This window comes from Rhizobium sp. BK098 (assembly GCF_014193155.1).
Taxonomy (GTDB): domain Bacteria; phylum Pseudomonadota; class Alphaproteobacteria; order Rhizobiales; family Rhizobiaceae; genus Rhizobium.
In genome coordinates, this window is the sequence record NZ_JACHYY010000006.1 from 290,738 (window position 1) to 307,780 (window position 17,043).

The 17,043-nt window shown below is 60.7% G+C and carries 18 protein-coding genes; 15 read left to right on the forward strand and 3 right to left on the reverse strand.

All coding sequences use genetic code 11. The features are described 5' to 3' along the window. Positions 1–10 precede the first annotated feature (10 nt). Positions 11–391 (reverse strand): YraN family protein, encoded by a 381-nt coding sequence (locus tag FHT73_RS17875; protein ID WP_183713456.1) that lies wholly within the window; start codon positions 389–391, stop codon positions 11–13. Next, entirely contained in the window at positions 384–1,292 is a 909-nt protein-coding gene (rsmI, locus tag FHT73_RS17880) for a 16S rRNA (cytidine(1402)-2'-O)-methyltransferase (protein WP_112609293.1), read from the reverse strand. Before rsmI ends, FHT73_RS17875 begins: the two co-directional genes overlap by 8 nt. 252 nt (positions 1,293–1,544) lie before the next feature. On the opposite strand from rsmI, the gene dnaN reads away from it, so the two are divergent. The 7 genes from dnaN (at position 1,545) to FHT73_RS17915 (ending at position 6,667) form a co-directional block, all read left to right on the forward strand. Beyond that, positions 1,545–2,663 carry a DNA polymerase III subunit beta gene (dnaN, locus tag FHT73_RS17885; RefSeq protein ID WP_112399709.1) on the forward strand — a complete coding sequence of 373 codons (1,119 nt, stop codon included), beginning with the start codon at positions 1,545–1,547 and terminating at the stop codon, positions 2,661–2,663. A gap of 248 nt (positions 2,664–2,911) precedes the next feature. After that, entirely contained in the window at positions 2,912–3,505 is a 594-nt protein-coding gene (gene pmtA, locus FHT73_RS17890) for a phospholipid N-methyltransferase PmtA (protein ID WP_183713459.1), read from the forward strand. Positions 3,506–3,524: 19 nt separating this feature from the next. Further along, positions 3,525–4,112 (forward strand): histidine phosphatase family protein, encoded by a 588-nt coding sequence (locus FHT73_RS17895; protein WP_183713462.1) that lies wholly within the window; start codon positions 3,525–3,527, stop codon positions 4,110–4,112. 1 nt (position 4,113) lies between these two features. Then, positions 4,114–4,806, forward strand: a complete 693-nt coding sequence (gene pyrF, locus FHT73_RS17900; RefSeq protein WP_183713465.1) for an orotidine-5'-phosphate decarboxylase — start codon at positions 4,114–4,116, stop codon at positions 4,804–4,806. A 27-nt stretch (positions 4,807–4,833) separates the two neighbouring features. Further along, a complete protein-coding gene (locus tag FHT73_RS17905) occupies positions 4,834–5,121 on the forward strand; it encodes a DUF1330 domain-containing protein (RefSeq protein ID WP_075856622.1) in 288 nt (95 codons plus the stop codon). A gap of 112 nt (positions 5,122–5,233) precedes the next feature. Next, positions 5,234–6,214, forward strand: a complete 981-nt coding sequence (locus FHT73_RS17910; protein ID WP_183713468.1) for a complex I NDUFA9 subunit family protein — start codon at positions 5,234–5,236, stop codon at positions 6,212–6,214. Between the two features lie 288 nt (positions 6,215–6,502). Continuing rightward, on the forward strand, positions 6,503–6,667 hold the full coding sequence (locus FHT73_RS17915; protein ID WP_015338536.1) for a hypothetical protein: 165 nt from the start codon (positions 6,503–6,505) through the stop codon (positions 6,665–6,667). Positions 6,668–6,735: 68 nt separating this feature from the next. Here FHT73_RS17915 and FHT73_RS17920 read toward each other — a convergent pair whose 3' ends face one another. After that, positions 6,736–7,533 carry an undecaprenyl-diphosphate phosphatase gene (locus tag FHT73_RS17920; protein ID WP_112336748.1) on the reverse strand — a complete coding sequence of 266 codons (798 nt, stop codon included), beginning with the start codon at positions 7,531–7,533 and terminating at the stop codon, positions 6,736–6,738. Positions 7,534–7,684: 151 nt separating this feature from the next. Here FHT73_RS17920 and FHT73_RS17925 point away from each other — a divergent pair, with 151 nt between their 5' ends. From FHT73_RS17925 to FHT73_RS17960, 8 genes are all read left to right on the forward strand, one after another. Next, positions 7,685–8,377: a glutathione S-transferase family protein gene (locus FHT73_RS17925; protein WP_015338534.1), complete on the forward strand. Its 693-nt coding sequence runs from the start codon at positions 7,685–7,687 to the stop codon at positions 8,375–8,377. A gap of 12 nt (positions 8,378–8,389) precedes the next feature. Beyond that, positions 8,390–9,547, forward strand: coding sequence for a tRNA epoxyqueuosine(34) reductase QueG (gene queG / locus FHT73_RS17930; RefSeq protein ID WP_183713471.1), 1,158 nt, complete (start codon positions 8,390–8,392; stop codon positions 9,545–9,547). Continuing rightward, the gene (locus tag FHT73_RS17935; RefSeq protein WP_183713661.1) at positions 9,547–10,419 is read left to right on the forward strand and encodes an SDR family oxidoreductase; all 873 of its coding nucleotides are present in this window, start codon (positions 9,547–9,549) and stop codon (positions 10,417–10,419) included. The genes queG and FHT73_RS17935 overlap by 1 nt, the downstream gene beginning before the upstream one ends. A 397-nt stretch (positions 10,420–10,816) precedes the next feature. After that, entirely contained in the window at positions 10,817–11,185 is a 369-nt protein-coding gene (locus FHT73_RS17940) for a septal ring lytic transglycosylase RlpA family protein (protein WP_015338531.1), read from the forward strand. A gap of 206 nt (positions 11,186–11,391) precedes the next feature. Further along, on the forward strand, positions 11,392–12,681 hold the full coding sequence (locus FHT73_RS17945) for an RsmB/NOP family class I SAM-dependent RNA methyltransferase (RefSeq protein WP_112609283.1): 1,290 nt from the start codon (positions 11,392–11,394) through the stop codon (positions 12,679–12,681). A 254-nt stretch (positions 12,682–12,935) separates the two neighbouring features. After that, positions 12,936–14,225 carry an imelysin family protein gene (locus FHT73_RS17950; RefSeq protein ID WP_183713473.1) on the forward strand — a complete coding sequence of 430 codons (1,290 nt, stop codon included), beginning with the start codon at positions 12,936–12,938 and terminating at the stop codon, positions 14,223–14,225. Positions 14,226–14,270: 45 nt separating this feature from the next. Beyond that, entirely contained in the window at positions 14,271–15,830 is a 1,560-nt protein-coding gene (locus tag FHT73_RS17955; RefSeq protein WP_183713664.1) for a di-heme oxidoredictase family protein, read from the forward strand. Next, complete coding sequence (locus FHT73_RS17960; protein ID WP_246712150.1) at positions 15,830–17,041, forward strand: imelysin family protein; 1,212 nt, start codon at positions 15,830–15,832, stop codon at positions 17,039–17,041. The genes FHT73_RS17955 and FHT73_RS17960 overlap by 1 nt, the downstream gene beginning before the upstream one ends. Positions 17,042–17,043: the final 2 nt, after the last annotated feature.

Here is a 17,043-nt window from a genome sequence, read left to right on the forward strand (position 1 = left end):
AACGCCGCGCTCAAAACGCATCGGGAAAATGCTGCGGCCAGCGACCGGGGAGCATGGCGACGATGTCATAGCGTTGCGAGAGACGGGCGAAATCCGGTTGCCGCGCGAGCCAGAGATCGCTCGCAGCGCGAATACGGTTTTGCGAGGAGAAGGAAACGGCGTCGAGCGCCTCCTGCGCGCCGCGTCTGGATTTGACCTCCACGAAGATAGCGAGATCACCTTTGCGGGCGACGATATCGATTTCACCGAGCTTGGTGCGGTGGCGGATCGCCAGGATGCGATAGCCCTTGAGCATCAGGAAGGCGGCGGCGAGATATTCGGCAATATGGCCGCGACGCCAGGCCTTTTGCCGCTTCAGCTTCGCGCCGGACCCGGGCTTCGTATCAGCCATGGCGCTCCTTCATGTCGAGCAGGCGTTGGTAAAGCTCCTTACGCGGCAAGCCGGTCAAGCGCGCAGCCTCCGTTGCCGCCTTGGCGGTCGGCATGGTCCCTGAGAGATCGGCGAGGATGGCATCGACATCGGCCGCCGCCGCGACGTTTTCCGCCGGTGGGCCGACGAGCCAGACGATCTCGCCCTTCACATTCTCAACGGCATCATAGAACGCGGCGAGTTCGGATAGCGTACCGCGGCGAAATTGCTCGAAGGTTTTCGTCAGCTCGCGGCAGACGGCGCCGGCACGCTCGCCCCCGAGCACATCGGCAGCGGCGGCAAGAGTCGCAGCGATGCGATGCGGCGATTCAAAGAAGATGAGGGTTGCGGGGATGCCTGCCAGCTCGGCCAGCCGATCGCGCCGCCCCTTGTCCTTGGTGGGCAGGAAACCGGCAAAGAAGAAGGCGTCGTTGGGCAGGCCGGAGCCGACGAGGGCCGCAAGCGGTGCGGAGGCGCCGGGAATGGGAACGACCTTATATCCCGCTTCGATCGCCTGCACTGCGAGACGGTAACCGGGATCGGAGACGAGCGGGGTGCCGGCATCCGATACCAGCGCCACCGATCGGCCAGCTTCCAGAGCCTGCAGCAGCCGGGGGCCTGCCTCATCGGCATTGTATTCGTGATAGGCATAGGGCTTGTTCTGGATGCCATAGCGGTCGAGCAGGACGCGGGTGACACGCGTATCCTCGCAGGCCAGCACATCGGCGCCGGCCAGCGTTTCCAGCGCCCTCAGAGTAATGTCGCCGAGATTGCCGATCGGCGTCGCGACGAGATAGAGCGCCGGTTCGAGAGGACGGGCCGGGATCTGATTGTTATGCAGGCGGAAACTGCGTGTCCCGCCGCCTGATTGCTCTTCGTTCATACCGGTCCTGAATTCACTTGGGATAAGCAGCCTTTATGGGCGAGGCGCGCACGGACGGCAAGAGCGGTGCAATTCCTGTGGAGCATTGCCGACGAAATGGCGAATTGGCGCCCGACAAATCGCCTATGCCTCTTGCATTCGGATGGAGAAGTCTGCCAAGTTGCCTGTCCAATCTTTCGGGCCTTGTCCGAAAACATGTCGCTCGGGCGCCTCGGGCCGCCCGGCAAGTCACGGTCGAAAGCGGTAGCATCCATGCGTATTACAATAGAGCGGTCGAACCTCCTGAAGTCGCTGAACCACGTGCATCGCGTGGTCGAGCGTCGCAACACGATCCCGATCCTGTCCAACGTGCTGCTCAAAGCCGACGGCACGAACCTCGACATGAAGGCGACCGACCTCGATCTCGAAATCACCGAGGCAACGCCCGCCAATGTCGAACAGGCCGGCGCCACCACGGTTCCCGCGCATTTGCTTTACGACATCGTGCGCAAGCTTCCCGATGGTTCGGAAGTGCTTCTCGCCACCAATCCCGACGGCAGCTCGATGACGGTCGCTTCCGGCCGCTCGAAATTCTCGCTGCAGTGCCTGCCGGAATCCGATTTCCCCGATCTCACCGCCGGCAGCTTCAGCCATTCCTTCAAGCTGAAGGCGTCCGATCTGAAGATGCTGATCGACCGCACGCAGTTTGCGATCTCCACCGAGGAGACGCGTTACTACCTCAATGGTATCTTCTTCCACACGATCGAAAGCGGCGGCGACCTGAAGCTCCGGGCTGTCGCCACCGACGGCCATCGCCTAGCGCGCGCCGATGTCAGCGCACCTTCGGGCTCCGAAGGCATGCCTGGGATCATCATCCCGCGCAAGACTGTGGGAGAACTGCAGAAGCTCGTGGACACGCCGGACGCGATGGTCACCGTTGAAGTCTCCGACGCCAAGATCCGCCTGACGATCGGCTCGATCGTCATGACCTCGAAGCTGATCGACGGTACTTTCCCGGACTATCAGCGCGTTATTCCAGCCAACAACGACAAGGAAATGCGGGTCGATTGCGAGACTTTCGCCCAGGCCGTCGACCGTGTATCGACGATCTCTTCGGAGCGTGGCCGCGCCGTGAAGCTGGCACTGTCTGACGGCCAGCTGCTCCTCACGGTCAACAACCCGGATTCGGGAAGCGCTACGGAAGAAGTTGCCGTCGGCTACGAGATGGACCCGATGGAAATCGGCTTCAACGCCAAATACCTGCTCGATATTACCGCACAGCTTTCCGGCGATGCAGCCATATTCCTGCTGGCCGATGCCGGCTCGCCGACGCTCATTCGCGACACGGCCGGCGACGACGCGCTTTATGTGCTGATGCCGATGCGCGTGTAGAGCATGATGCCGAAAAGTGTGAGCGGTTTTCGGACGATATCATGCTCCACTTCTTTGATTTTAGAGCCGGATGTCTCATCCGGCTCTAGGGAAACCAAAGCGCCCTTTCTGCGTTTATCCAATGCAAGGGCGCTTTTATTTGGTCTTTTGTCGATTGCGACATTTTCTCTTGTTATTGCGTCATTCGGTTGCAAGATCTAGAGAAGCAATATGTAAGTCGCGACGGTAACATCTGATGGGGGGAGAGCATGGCGCTGCGTCTCAAGGAACGGCTGGGCAAGAAATTCGATGAGGAGATTCGCTTCTTCAAAGGCATGATGCAGGGACCCAAGACCGTGGGGTCGATCGTTCCTACTTCGTCGATTACGGCTCGCAAGATGGCTGGCGTCATCAACACGCAATCAGGGCTGCCCGTGCTGGAGCTTGGGCCGGGAACAGGAGCGATCACCAAGGCGATCCTCGGACGCGGCGTCGAGCCGCAAAATCTCGTTGCCATCGAATATTCCACCGATTTCTACAATCATCTCGTCCGTCGTTACCCCGGCGTCAACTTCATCAATGGCGACGCCTTCGATCTCGATAAAACGCTGGGCGTGCTTCGCGGCCAGAAGTTCGATTCCGTCGTCTCGGGCATTCCCCTCCTCAATTTCCCGATGAAGGCGCGCGTCGCGCTTCTCGAGAGCCTGCTGGATCGCATTCCGCCCGGCCGGCCGGTGGTTCAGATTTCCTACGGCCCGGTCTCGCCGATCATCGCCAAGCCGGATCGCTATCATATCCGACATTACGACTTTATCGTCCGCAACATTCCGCCGGCCCAGCTCTGGGTCTATAGCCGCGGCTGAAGCAATCGCTGAGAAATCCATGTACGCTCTTTATGTTACGCACCCACAGGTGCGGATCGACCCGAATGTGCCGGTGCCGCAATGGGGCTTGTCCGACATTGGCGCCGAGCGGGCGCGAATGGCGGCGGGACGGCCCTGGGCTGGCAAGCTCGGCCTGATCGTTTCCAGCGGCGAGCGCAAGGCAATCGAAACGGCCGAGGCCTTGGCAGCGGCAAGCGGTGCGCCGATCGAGGTCCTCGAAGCCATGCATGAAAACGATCGCAGCGCCACAGGTTTTCTGCCGCCGCCGGAGTTCGAAAAAGCGGCGGACTGGTTCTTTGCCAATCCGCATGAGAGCTTCAAGGGCTGGGAACGCGCCATCGATGCGCAGGCGAGGATCGTCTCCAATGTCGAGGCCGTTCTTGCGCGCCACGATCCGAACGTGCCGATCGCCTTCGTCGGCCATGGCGGCGTCGGCACGCTGCTGAAATGCCATCTGGAGGGGAAGCCGATCGCACGGCAGGGCGATCAACCACCGGGCGGCGGCAATCTTTTCTGTTTCGATCTTGCGAAGCGCGCCGTCTCATGCGACTGGACACCCATGGAAGACTGGATGGGATGGGCTTGATATGACCGCACGCGACCGCTTGATCGTTGGACTGGACGTTCCAAACCTTCAGGAGGCCGAAAAAGTGGTCGGCGCCCTCGGCGATGACATCCTCTATTACAAGATCGGCTATCAGCTCGCCTTTGCCGGCGGCCTGGAATTCGCCCGCGATCTCGCCGCCAGCGGCAAGAAGATCTTCCTCGACATGAAGCTGCTCGACATCGACAATACGGTGGCCTCCGGCGTGGAGAATATCGTCAAGATGGGCATGTCGATGCTGACGCTGCACGCCTATCCGAAAGCCATGAAGGCGGCTGTCGAAGCGGCCAAAGGGTCAGACCTCTGCCTGCTGGGCGTCACCGTGCTGACCTCGATGGACGAAGGCGATCTCATCGCCGCCGGCTATGAATATGATCCGCATACGCTGGTGCTGCGCCGGGCCGAACAGGCGCATCTCGCGGGCATGGGCGGTATCGTTTGTTCGGCGGAAGAGTCCGCCGCGGTCCGCAAGATCATCGGGCCGGATATGGCGCTGGTGACCCCCGGCATCCGTCCGGCCGGCAGCGACAAGGGCGACCAGAAGCGGGTGATGACGCCGGCAGACGCCATCAAGGCCGGATCGAGCCATCTCGTCGTCGCACGACCGATCGTCAAGGCGGTCGATCCAAAGGAGGCCGCTCGCGCCATCCTCGCCGAGATGGGCGCCGCACTCTAAGATACAGAAGCAAGCTGGGAGGAAAACATGCCAAAGGGATATTGGATTGCGCGCGTGGATGTTCGCGACCCCGAGCGCTACAAGGATTACGTTGCTGCCGCGAAGCCCGCCTTCGAGAAATACGGCGCGAATTTCCTTGCCCGCGGCGGAGCGTTTACCCCGCTGGAGGGACAGGCACGCGGCCGCAACGTCGTGATCGAGTTTCCGTCGCTGCAGCATGCCGTCGATTGCTACAATTCGCCCGAATATCAGATCGCCGCCAAAATCCGCCAGCAGGTGGCAGACGCTGAAATGGTCGTCGTCGAAGGCGTCTAACTCCCTTGAAAAGCCGACGCTGCAATGCAGCGCGATAGCACTTCACCTCGGCGCGCGGATCGGCTAAGACGAAACCAGATAAGCCCAATCCAAGCCTTTCGAGGAGCCTGCCATGACCCTGTCCAACCTCCCGCCGCTCGTTACCGTGTTCGGAGGATCAGGTTTCATCGGGCGGCACGTCGTGCGCGCGCTTGCCAAGCGCGGCTATCGCATCCGTGTCGCCGTTCGCCGTCCCGATCTTGCCGGCTTCCTGCAGCCGCTCGGCAATCTCGGCCAGATTTCGATCGTTCAGGCCAATGTGCGCTACCGCAATTCCATTGACCGCGCCGTCGAAGGCGCGCAGCATGTCGTCAACTGCGTCGGCATTCTTGCTGAAAGCGGCCGCAATACCTTCGATGCCGTACAGGAATTCGGCGCCAAGGCGATTGCGGAAGCCGCCCGCAACGCCGGTGCCTCGCTGACGCATATTTCGGCACTGGGCGCCGACGCCAACTCGCCTTCGGCCTATGCCCGAACCAAGGCTCGCGCCGAAACCGCCATTCTGTCGATCAAGCCGGATGCAATCATCCTGCGCCCTTCGATCGTGTTCGGGCCGGAAGACGAATTCTTCAACAAGTTCGCCGACATGTCGCGCACCGCGCCGTTCCTACCGCTGATCGGCGGCGGCAAGACGAAGTTCCAGCCCGTTTATGTGCAGGATATCGCCGAGACCGTTGCGCGGAGCGTCGACGGCAAGCTGAAGGCCGGTACGACCTATGAGCTCGGCGGCCCCGAAATCCTGTCTTTCCGCGAATGTCTCGAGACCACGCTTGCCGTCATCAATCGGAAGAAGTCATTCGTCTCCATCCCCTTCGGGCTGGCTTCGCTGATCGGCTCGGTCGCGTCGCTGGTGCCGCTCATCAAGCCGCCGATCACCGCCGACCAGGTAACGCTGCTGAAGAGCGACAACGTCGTTTCGAAGCAGGCGGAAGCGGAAGGACGCACTTTGAAGGGCGTCGGCCTGCTGCCGACATTGCTTGTCTCCGTGCTGCCGTCTTATCTGGTGCGTTACCGCCCGCAGGGCCAGTTTACCGGCTCGGGCAAAGCCGCCTGACGATTCGGCCGTTCCACGAAATTCACCCGCCGCCCGGCTTTGCCGAGCGGCGTTTTTTATTGCCCCGCGAAGACAGAATCGTACTTTAAGACGCTGGCAGAGCAGCGCCATTCACAGCTTGGCGTTGCTCAAAAGACGCAGTCTGGAAATAGTAGCATTAACGTCAAATTTAATATGAACATTTATTGCTATTGCTCATTCCACTGACTAACACAGCCGCGCGTCTCAGGCTTGGACAATGAACCGGTTCGCGGCGCGCTTCACACTTCTGCGGAAAGGCATTCTTCGATGGGCAAGTCTATCGCGCTTTTGTTTGCGTGCGCGGCACTGGTGATTCTCGCAGGCTCCTTCGTGGCCCGCGGCAGCATCGCCTCGATCAAGGGCGAATGTGCGCCGACCTACGGCGTCGACCCCTGCACGACGGGTTCCATCGACACGTCCTCCCGGAACTGATCGGGTATGAAAAAGGCCGGTTTTGACCGGCCTTCATTTTTCCAGGATATCAGCGCGAACGAGCGGTCTCAGCCGAAATAGAGACCGATAAGACCGATCGTGCCGACGGCAATTCGCCACCATGCGAAGGGGGCGTAACCCCGGCGGGATACGAAGTCGAGCAGCGCGCGCACGACGAGCAACGCCGAGATGAAGGCCATGAAGAAGCCGATGACGATCAGCTGACCATCGGCGAAGCTGAGATCATGGCGGCTCTTCCACAAATCCAGAGTGAAAGCGCCGACCATCGTCGGCATGGCGAGGAAGAAGGAAAATTCAGCGGCAGAACGCTTGTCGGCGCCGAGCAGCAGGGCACCGACGATGGTGGAACCGGAGCGCGACGTTCCCGGAATCATCGCCAGGCACTGAAAGAAGCCGATCTTGACCGCCATCGGCCAGGAAAATTCGTAGGCGCTGGTGTATTTCGGCTTGAACTCGATCCTGTCGATGACGAGCAGGACGATGCCGCCGAGGATCAACGAGATACAGATGACCTTCGGCGAATCGAACAGCACCGTCTTGATGAAATCATGCGCCAGTGCGCCGATAACGGCAGCGGGCAGAAAGCCGAAGAGGACGGCCAGAACGAAGTGACGAGCCTTGACGCTGACGGGCAGCGCCTTGGCGATCTGGACGAGACGATTGAAATAGACAAGCAGAATGGCGAGAATCGCGCCGAGCTGGATCAAAACTTCAAAAGTACCGGCCGATTTGAAGCCGAGAAAATGTCCAAGCAATATCAGATGGCCCGTCGAGGAGACCGGAATGAACTCCGTAAGCCCCTCCACAAGGCCTAAAACCAACGCGATAACAATTTGTTCAGCCATATCGTGTCCTTTGTCTAACGGCAGGGCGGCCCGATTCGCTTGTGCAAACTAGGCCAAGATCCTATAGCTTCAACCGATGACAAATGACTAGGGCCGCAGAATCGCGACCCAAAAGACTTCCGTAGCATCAATTAGAAACACCCGAGTACCAATGCCGACGCTGTATCATCACCCAATGTCATCTTCCTCCCGGTTCGTTCGTCTGATCCTGACGGAATATGGCTATCAGACGGAGCTGATCGAGGAACAGACCTGGGAAAAGCGACGCGATTTCCTGGCACTGAACCCCGCCGGCACCCTGCCTGTCTATGTCGATGACAGCATGCGGGCGCTCTGTGGCGCCTCGGTCATTTCCGAATATCTTGACGAGACGCATGGTGTTCTGAAGCGCGATCGTCGGCTTCTGGCCGAAGATCCGTTCCAGCGCGCCGAAATCCGCCGGCTGACGGAATGGTTCATGCAGAAGATGGAGCAGGATGTGACGCGGCCGCTGACGCGCGAGCGCGTCTTCAAGCTGCAGATGACCGCCGAGCAAGGCGGTGGCGCACCCGATTCCAAGGTCATGCGCATGGCGCGCGGCAATATCCGCCAGCACATGAAGTATCTGTCCTGGCTTGCAGGTTCGCGGCAGTGGCTGGCCGGTGAGCGCCTGAGCTACGCCGATCTCGCCGCCGCAGCCTCGGTTTCCGTGCTAGACTATCTGGGTGAGATCGACTGGACGGAATCGCCTGTCGCCAAGGAATGGTATCAGCGGCTGAAGTCGCGCCCATCCTTCCGGCCGATCCTGGCGGAGCGTGTGCGTGGAGTCACACCAGTTTCGCACTATGCCGATCTGGATTTCTGACGAGGGCTCGATATGCCCGGTGATCGCGAAGCGGAAAAAGCTGACAAGCGAAGAAACACACTGACCGCTTTCTTGCGAGAGGAAGCGCGTGCCCATGGTTTCGATCTCTGTCGCATTACCAGGCCGGACGCCACTCCCGAAGCTGCCGTGCGGCTCGGCCAGTTTCTCGACAAGGGCTATCACGGCACGATGGGCTGGATGGAAGAGACCCGCGACCGCCGGAGCGATCCGCGCGTGCTCTGGAGCGAGACCCGCTCCATCGTCGTCTTCGGCCTGAATTACGGCCCCGACGAGGATCCACGCGGCATTCTGGAAAAGCAGGACAAGGCGGCGATCTCCGTCTATGCCAGAAACCGCGACTATCACGACATCATCAAGGGTAGGCTGAAGGAGATCGCCACCCGCTTCGCGGCGCGCTCGAAGGAGGATGTCAAGGTCTTCGTCGATACGGCGCCTGTCATGGAGAAACCGCTGGCAGAGGCCGCCGGTCTCGGCTGGCAGGGCAAGCACACCAATCTCGTCAGCCGCGCCTTCGGCTCATGGCTCTTTCTCGGATCGATGTTCACCACGGCCGAACTCGAGCCGGATGAGCCCGAGATCGACCATTGCGGCTCCTGCCGGGCCTGTCTCGATGCCTGCCCGACCGCTGCCTTCCCGGCGCCTTATCAGCTTGATGCACGGCGCTGCATTTCCTATCTGACCATCGAGCACAAGGGTCTGATCGATCCCGAGCTTCGGCCGTTGATCGGCAACCGCATCTTTGGCTGCGATGACTGCCTTGCCGCCTGCCCCTGGAACAAGTTCGCAAGCGCCGCCTCGGAGATGAAGTTGGTGGCGCGCGAGGATCTCAAGGAACCGTCGATCGCCCTCCTGCTCAATCTGGATGATGCGGCTTTTCGTGCTTTCTTCAGCGGCTCGCCGGTCAAGCGCATCGGCCGGGACCGCTTCATCCGCAATGTACTCATCGCCGCCGGCAATTCGGGCGATCGCTCCTTTATAGAGAAATGTCGCGAACTGGCCGGAGATCCCTCGCCCACCGTGCGCGGCATGGCGGTCTGGGCGCTATCGCGACTGATGACGGCTGGCGAATTCCATGCGTTTGCGGCACAAAGACATGACGAGGCAGACGAAGAAGTTCGCGCCGAATGGAAACTGGCAGGGGTATCGTGATGCATGTGATGATTTTCGGCTGCGGCTATTCCGGAACGGCCATCGCCAAGGCCTTCGCCGGTTCCGGCGTTCGCATCACCGGCACGACCCGCTCCGCCGACAAGGCGGCATTGTTAACGAAGGAAGGCATCGAAGCCTTCGTCTTCGACGGTGAAACGATCGATCCGGCTCTCTCCGAGACGATGCAGACCGCTACGCATCTGGTGCAATCGATCGCGCCGGGCAAATCCGGCGATCCGTTGCTGCGGCTGGCGCAGCTCAATCTCAAGGCGCTGATGCCGAAGCTGGAATGGATTTGCTATCTCTCGACCGTCGGCGTCTATGGCGACCACAAGGGCGCCTGGGTCAGCGAGCAGACCTCGCTGCATCCGGTCGCGGACCGCTCGGTCGAGCGGGTAGAAGCGGAAGACGGCTGGCTGCGCGTCGGCATCCGGCTCGGCCTTCCCGTCGCTGTACTCCGCCTTTCCGGCATTTACGGCCCCGGCCGCAATGCCTTCTGCAATCTCGAAAAGGGAACCGCCCGGAGGCTCATCAAGGCGAGCCAGGTGTTCAACCGCATCCGCGTCGAGGATATCGGCGCTTGCGCCCGCTTCCTGTCCGACCGCAAGCTCGGCGGCATATATAATGTCACCGACGACGAGCCTGCACCGCCGCAGGATGTCATCGTCGAAGCCGCCCGCCTGATGGGCGTCGAACCGCCACCGGAACAGGCTTTCGAGACGGCTGAACTGACGCCGATGGCGCGCTCTTTCTACGGGGAAAACAAGCGCGTTTCGAACGCGAAATTGCGCGCGCTCGGCTTCCAGTTCCGCTACCCAGAGTATCGCATGTCGCTCGCCGAATTATGGTCCTCGGGAGCGTGGCGCGGCTGAGAAATCGCTCTCCACGCCAGGTGAGATCGCATGAAAATTCCTACTTAGCCAGGCACTATAGTTCAATTTGCTCCGCATTTATGGTTAACGACCTCTAAAATTGCACAAATGCGGCAGCGATTATGGCAAAGTCGGAAAATTATTTTTCCGATTTTTGTGATGCCTGACATCACCAGGCGCCTTCGAGAAAATTCATTCCATTTTTAACTGATTTTATTGGGTTTTTTCCACGATCAAGCAAATCCGCTGAATAGTCCCAGTATTCCCCCAATATCACGAATGTTACAGAATGTAACATTCCGTGATCGAAAGTGGCACTTTTTCGCCATTTTTGGCCTGATTTAAGCCCCGCCGCCTACCCAGGGCGCAAGTTCAATAGCTTGAGGGAAAAATCGGTTTGAAGAAAATCGCACGTTCTTTGGCAATCGCCGCAACTATATCCGCCTCCATTGCTGTCGTTTCGACTCCGGCATTTGCATCCGCTGGCTGCGGAGGCGCTTCATGGTACGGGGGAAGCTCCAAGACTGCTTCCGGGGAACGCATGAGTTCCAGAAATCTTACTGCAGCCCACCGCTCGCTTGCCTTCGGCACGCGTCTCAGGGTTACCAACAAGCACAATGGCCGCAGCGTCGTCGTTCGCATCAACGACCGTGGGCCCTTCATTCGCGGACGTGTTCTCGATCTCTCCCGCGCTGCCGCACAGAACATCGGCATGGTCGCTTCGGGTACCGCCAAGGTCTGTTACGAGGTCGTCGCCTCGAAGTAATCGCCGGAAGCCGGAACTACCGGCAAATCGGCATGACGCTTGCTCTCTCGGCCAATCGCGGCTACCACGCGATTGAGACGTCTCAAAATCCGCCGCCATGGGCATTGTCTGCGCGGATCGGCGAGGCGTCAGCGGTTTTGGTAGGGCGCAGATTCCCAAGATGAGCTCCAACGGGTTCCGGGTCATGCGCGAGTAGGAGAGTGTGAATGCGTCTGGGCGGCCGATTGCAGGGGGCCATCGAAGTTCTTGCCGATATCGAAGCGCGCAAGCGACCGGTGGCCGATGCCCTGAAGGATTGGGGCCTTGCCCATCGCTTCGCCGGCTCCGGCGACAGAGCCGCGATCGGCAACATCGTCTATGACGCCCTGCGCATGCGGCTTTCGCATGCCTGGCTGATGGAAGACGACAGTGCGTCCGCGCTTGCCCATGCTGTACTCTTCCGCCAATGGGGCTTGACGCCCGAGGCGCTGGCCGCCGAGCTCGACGGTGATAAATTTGCTCCCGAGGCGCCGAGCGCCGAAACATTGGCCGCTTTTGCGGCCCGCAAGCTCGAAGATGCGCCCCGTCACATCCAGGGCGATATTCCCGAATGGGTCGAGCCCTCCTTCAGCCAAGCCTTCGGCGATGGCTGGCTTTCGGAAGCGCAAGCTCTCGCCGAACGTCCGACGCTCGACCTCCGCGCCAATGCACTGAAGGCCGATCGCGCGAAGGTCGTGAAAGCGCTGGAACGCGCTGGCGGCCAGGCATCGAAAATCGCCCGGTTCGGCATCCGAATTCCGGCCGGCGAAGGTGCGTCACGCCTGCCGAACGTCACGGCCGAGCTCTCCTTCCAGAAAGGCTGGTTCGAGGTGCAGGACGAAGGTTCGCAGATCGTCGCGGATCTGGTTCTGCCTGAAGAAGGCGATCAGGTGCTCGACTATTGCGCCGGCGGCGGCGGCAAGACGCTCGCCATGTCGGCCGCGATGCACAACAAGGGCCAGGTCCATGCCTATGACAGCGACCGGCGACGGCTGGCGCCGATCATCGAGCGCCTGAAACGAGCCGGCACTCGCAATGTCCAGGTCCATGACGACCGCAACGGCCTGCTCCAACTGCGCGGCAAGTTCGACAAGGTTCTGGTCGACGCTCCCTGCACCGGGACCGGCACCTGGCGGCGCCGTCCCGATACCAAATGGCGGCTGACGCAGAAGAACCTCGACGAGCGCATCAGCCAGCAACAGGAAGCCTTGGCGCAAGCCGGCGAATTCGTCCGCCCCGGCGGCGCGCTGCTTTACGTCACCTGTTCGGTGCTGCCGGAAGAGAATGAAGCACAGGTAAACCGTTTCGCCGCCCAGAATCCGGACTTCGAAGTCGTGGAGACCCTGAGCTCATGGGGGAAGCTGTTCGGGAAGGATGCCCCAAAGCCCCGCTCCTCGGATGGCAAGACCATTACGCTGACGCCAGCCTCCACCGATACCGACGGCTTCTTCTTCAGCCGTCTGCAACGGAAGATGTGAGCTGGCGGCGATCGACTAGCGATTGCGCTCGGCCGGTTGTCCTGTCGTAGCCCTGCTTGCACCGCCCTGCCGACAACCTCTCAAGCGGCCTATGCCTGCCATTTGAAGGCAAATTCATTTCGCTTGTCGCCGTACACCCGGGGTTCCTCGCCTTAAAATCGTTCTAAACTAGAGTGTTTGACACAAGTTTGTTTTTCATACATGAGACAAATTGCCAAGTTTTGACGGTGCCCCCGCTGTCACAGGAGAGGAACATGAAACTAAAGAACAAAATTGGCGCCGCGCTCGCGGTGGCCGTTATCGCGACTGCTGCATCCACCCTTCCCGCCCTTGCGGCAACTCCCGAACCGGCAGCCGTTCTCAAGCACTATGCGGAACTGGCACATGCCAAATATCAGGACTCGCTGACGACGGCGAAAGCACTCGACAAGGCGATCGACGCCCTGCTCGCCAACCCCAGCGACAAGACGCTTAAGGCGGCACGTGCGGCCTGGATCAAGGCTCGCGTTCCCTATGCGCAGACGGAAGTCTATCGCTTCGGCAATCCGGTCGTCGACGACTGGGAAGGCAAGGTGAATTCCTGGCCGCTGGACGAAGGCCTGATCGACTATGTCGACGCCTCCTACGGCACGGAAAGCGATGAGAATGCGCTCTATGTCGCCAATGTCATCGCCAACAAGACGATCAAGATCAACGGCAAGGATATCGACGCATCGCATCTGACGCCGGAATTCCTGTCGGCCACACTGCATCAGGCCGGCGGCATCGAAGCCAATGTCGCGACCGGCTACCACGCCATCGAATTCCTTCTGTGGGGCCAGGACCTGCACGGCACGGATGCCGGTGCGGGCGAGCGTCCGGCAACCGACTACGATCTGAAGAATTGTACGCATGGCAATTGCGACCGCCGTGCCGAATATCTGAAGTCCGCCTCGACGTTGCTGGTTTCGGACCTTCAGGAGATGACGGACAAGTGGGCGCCGGACGGCGAAGCCACCAAGCATGTCGAAGCCGATCCGAAGGCCGGCCTCACCGCTATCCTGACCGGCATGGGCTCGCTCTCCTACGGTGAGCTTGCCGGCGAGCGCATGAAGCTCGGCCTGCTGCTGCACGATCCGGAAGAAGAGCAGGATTGCTTCTCCGACAATACCTATAACGAGCACAATGGCGATGCCGTCGGCATCGCGTCTGCCTACAACGGCAATTACACCCGCGCCGACGGCACCAAGATGAAGGGGCCGTCACTGCACGATCTGGTCAAGGCCAAGGATCCGGCGCTCGACAAGGAAATGGAAGGCAAGCTCGACGCGACACTTGCTGCCATGAAGGCGCTGGTGCATCGCGGCGAGACGGTTGAAAAATACGATCAGATGATCGGCGAGGGCAACAAGGAAGGAAACGCGACGGTTCAGAAGGCGATTGACGGCCTACTCGACCAGACAAAGAGCATCCAGCGCGTCATCGCTGCTCTCGATCTCGGCACGATCAAGCTCGAAGGTTCGGACAGCCTGGACAATCCGAACTCCGTCTTCAAGAAGAAGTAATAAGGGAGGGTGGCAGCGCGACAAGGCGTTGCCGCCCCGACACCCATGACACGCATTCCGGCCAATCGCGCCTTTTTGCCCGCCATCGCTGCGGCTTTTTTGGTTTTTTCCATCACGCTCGCCGCCGCGGACATCCTAGATTTTCCGAGTAACCGCACCGACCTCTCCGCTGAGGAGTTGAAGCGCGTGCGCGACGTGACCCGCGCGACCAGCAATTTTCTCAAGGCCGAACCTTATGAAACGATGCAGGGCGGCGGCCTGACCTCGATCGACAAGGTCACGCGCGATATCTTCTCCCAACCCTCGGCCAAGCTAGACCAGGCGCAGGGGCAGGACTTTCATCTCGGCAATGCGCTTTTCCGCAAGCTCTGGGTCTCCGCCCCCTCCTCCACCCAGGCCTCCGATGGGCTGGGGCCGCTGTTCAATGCCCGCTCCTGCCAAAGCTGCCATATTCGCGACGGGCGCGGCCATCCGCCGGAGGAAGCAGGCGCGGCCGCGACCTCGATGGTCTTGCGCCTGGCAAGGGCCGCCATCACGCCGGAAGAGAAGCAGGTGGTCAGGGACCATCATGCGCTCAATTTCCCGGATTCGACCTATGGGGCACAGCTGCAGGATCTTGCCGTCCCCGGGCTCGCCGCCGAAGGCAAGGTGACTGTGAGTTATAGCGAGGAGACGGTGACGCTTGCCGGCGGCGAGACCGTGACCTTGCGCAAGCCGCATTACGGCGTCAGCGATCTCGCCTACGGGCCGATGGACGTCAACACCACGCTTTCAGCGCGCATCGCGCCGCCGATGATCGGCCTCGGCCTGGTCGAGGCCATCCCGGATGCCGATATTCTCGCCAATGCCGACCCGGACGATAAGAAGGGCACCAGCATTCGCGGCCGCCCCGCCATCGTCCGCGATCATCGCACGGGTCAACTCGCGCTCGGGCGTTTCGGCTGGAAGGCCCAGAATGCAACCGTGCGCGACCAGGTGGCCGACGCCTTTTCCGCCGATATCGGCATTTCGACGCCAGACCGACCGAACCCGTACGGCGACTGCACCGCCAAAGAACCGCAATGTCTGACCATGCCGACCGGCGTGCAGAAGCGCCTGGGCGACACAGAAGCGCCGGACCCGGTGCTTCCGCTCGTCACCTTCTATTCCGAAAATCTTGCCGTGCCCGCCCGCCGCTCGACGAGCCAGCCCGCCGTGCTGCACGGCAAGGACATGTTCTATCGCTCCGGCTGTACCGCCTGCCACACGCCGAAATTCGTGACGCGCGATGACTTGAAGGGCAGCGACGGTAAGGTTTCGCCGCAGGCGTTCCAGCTGATCTGGCCTTACTCCGATTTCCTGCTGCACGACATGGGCGAAGGCTTGTCGGATGGACAGCAGGTGGGCGTGGCATCCGGCCGCGATTGGCGCACGCCGCCGCTCTGGGGTATAGGCCTGACACAGACGGTGAGCGGCCGGCAGGCCTATCTGCATGACGGCCGCGCCCGCACATTGACCGAAGCCATCCTCTGGCATGGAGGAGAGGCGGAAAGAGCCCGCAATGCATTCGCCGGTCTATCGAAGGACGATCGGCAAGCCCTCATCAACTTTCTGGAGTCCCTCTGATGCGCCACTGGAAACGTCCGGAGCATTTCCGTTCTAAACGGAGTCACGCAAATGCTCCGTCCCATTGTTTTCACGCAATTCCGGACGCAAAACCGCTGTTCACTTTTGCTGGAATTGCTCTGGCCGCCAGCCTGCTGCTTGCCGTTGCGGCGTTGCCTGCCCATGCTGAGGATGCGACAACCAATGGCGCCGGCCTGAACGAGGCGGCGGTGCCGGCCGTACTGCAGAAAGCGGTGGATGACGTCATCCGTCCTGGCTACCGTGCCATGCACGACTCCGCCTCGAAACTGAATGTCGCGATGAAGGCGCTGTGCGCCGATCCCGCGGACGCCACCCTTTCCGGCGCCAAATCGGCTTTCGGTGACACTGTGAAGAGCTGGTCGCGCATCGAGATCGTCGATACCGGCCCTATCATCGAAAAGAACCGCTTCGAGCACATCCTCTTCTATCCCGACCGCAAGGGTGTCGGCCTCAAGCAGGTGCAGGCGCTGATCGCCAAGGCGGACGAGCAGGACACAACCGTCGAGGCCGTCGCCGGCAAGAGCGTGGCGCTGATGAGCATGACGGCACTGGAATATGTACTCTTCGGCAACGGCTCCAATGTCCTCGGGAAGGATAAACAGAGCTTCCGTTGCCGTTATGGAGCGGCTGTCGCCGGCAATATCGAAAACACCGCCAAGGAAATCGCCGACGAATGGGATGCGCCAGATGGCGTGCAGAAATCCTGGAAGTTTCCCGGCAAGGACAGCAATGACTTCATGGACAACAAGGAGGCCGTCACCGCATTGCTTGGCATCCTCGTACATGGCGCGGCCAATGTTCGCGACCAGCGGCTGGAAACCTTCTACAAAGGCGATCCGGCAACGGCGCGGCCGAAGATGGCGATCTACTGGCGCTCGGCCAATACGTGGACCTCGTTCACGGGCAATATCGAGGGCCTGAAGACGCTCTGGGAAAAAGCCGACATGGCAAGCCTGCTGCCGGTGGACAAGCGCGCGGTTGCCACCAAGATCGACGGCCTGCTGAACGAGCTTGCGACGACGGCACCGACGATCAATCCGGATATCGAGGCGGCCATCGGCAACGACGCTGAGCGCGCCAAGATCGACAAGCTGCTCGCCGTCAGCCGCGATCTCGCCACCAGCTTCAGCGATGAGTATGGCGGTGCCATCGGTCTTTCGGCCGGCTTCTCCTTCGCCGACGGAGACTAGAA

What these genes read in the sequence shown, in the direction of transcription:
- FHT73_RS17935 (WP_183713661.1), top strand. Translation starts at nt 9,547, where the DNA reads ATGCATGTGATGATTTTCGGCTGCGGCTATTCCGGAACGGCCATCGCC.
- dnaN (WP_112399709.1), top strand. Translation starts at nt 1,545, where the DNA reads ATGCGTATTACAATAGAGCGGTCGAACCTCCTGAAGTCGCTGAACCAC.
- FHT73_RS17945 (WP_112609283.1), top strand. Translation starts at nt 11,392, where the DNA reads ATGCGTCTGGGCGGCCGATTGCAGGGGGCCATCGAAGTTCTTGCCGAT.
- FHT73_RS17910 (WP_183713468.1), top strand. Translation starts at nt 5,234, where the DNA reads ATGACCCTGTCCAACCTCCCGCCGCTCGTTACCGTGTTCGGAGGATCA.
- FHT73_RS17955 (WP_183713664.1), top strand. Translation starts at nt 14,271, where the DNA reads ATGACACGCATTCCGGCCAATCGCGCCTTTTTGCCCGCCATCGCTGCG.
- pyrF (WP_183713465.1), top strand. Translation starts at nt 4,114, where the DNA reads ATGACCGCACGCGACCGCTTGATCGTTGGACTGGACGTTCCAAACCTT.
- FHT73_RS17920 (WP_112336748.1), bottom strand. Translation starts at nt 7,533, where the DNA reads ATGGCTGAACAAATTGTTATCGCGTTGGTTTTAGGCCTTGTGGAGGGG.
- FHT73_RS17895 (WP_183713462.1), top strand. Translation starts at nt 3,525, where the DNA reads ATGTACGCTCTTTATGTTACGCACCCACAGGTGCGGATCGACCCGAAT.
- FHT73_RS17925 (WP_015338534.1), top strand. Translation starts at nt 7,685, where the DNA reads ATGCCGACGCTGTATCATCACCCAATGTCATCTTCCTCCCGGTTCGTT.
- FHT73_RS17915 (WP_015338536.1), top strand. Translation starts at nt 6,503, where the DNA reads ATGGGCAAGTCTATCGCGCTTTTGTTTGCGTGCGCGGCACTGGTGATT.
- FHT73_RS17950 (WP_183713473.1), top strand. Translation starts at nt 12,936, where the DNA reads ATGAAACTAAAGAACAAAATTGGCGCCGCGCTCGCGGTGGCCGTTATC.
- queG (WP_183713471.1), top strand. Translation starts at nt 8,390, where the DNA reads ATGCCCGGTGATCGCGAAGCGGAAAAAGCTGACAAGCGAAGAAACACA.
- FHT73_RS17960 (WP_246712150.1), top strand. Translation starts at nt 15,830, where the DNA reads ATGCGCCACTGGAAACGTCCGGAGCATTTCCGTTCTAAACGGAGTCAC.
- rsmI (WP_112609293.1), bottom strand. Translation starts at nt 1,292, where the DNA reads ATGAACGAAGAGCAATCAGGCGGCGGGACACGCAGTTTCCGCCTGCAT.
- FHT73_RS17905 (WP_075856622.1), top strand. Translation starts at nt 4,834, where the DNA reads ATGCCAAAGGGATATTGGATTGCGCGCGTGGATGTTCGCGACCCCGAG.
- pmtA (WP_183713459.1), top strand. Translation starts at nt 2,912, where the DNA reads ATGGCGCTGCGTCTCAAGGAACGGCTGGGCAAGAAATTCGATGAGGAG.
- FHT73_RS17875 (WP_183713456.1), bottom strand. Translation starts at nt 391, where the DNA reads ATGGCTGATACGAAGCCCGGGTCCGGCGCGAAGCTGAAGCGGCAAAAG.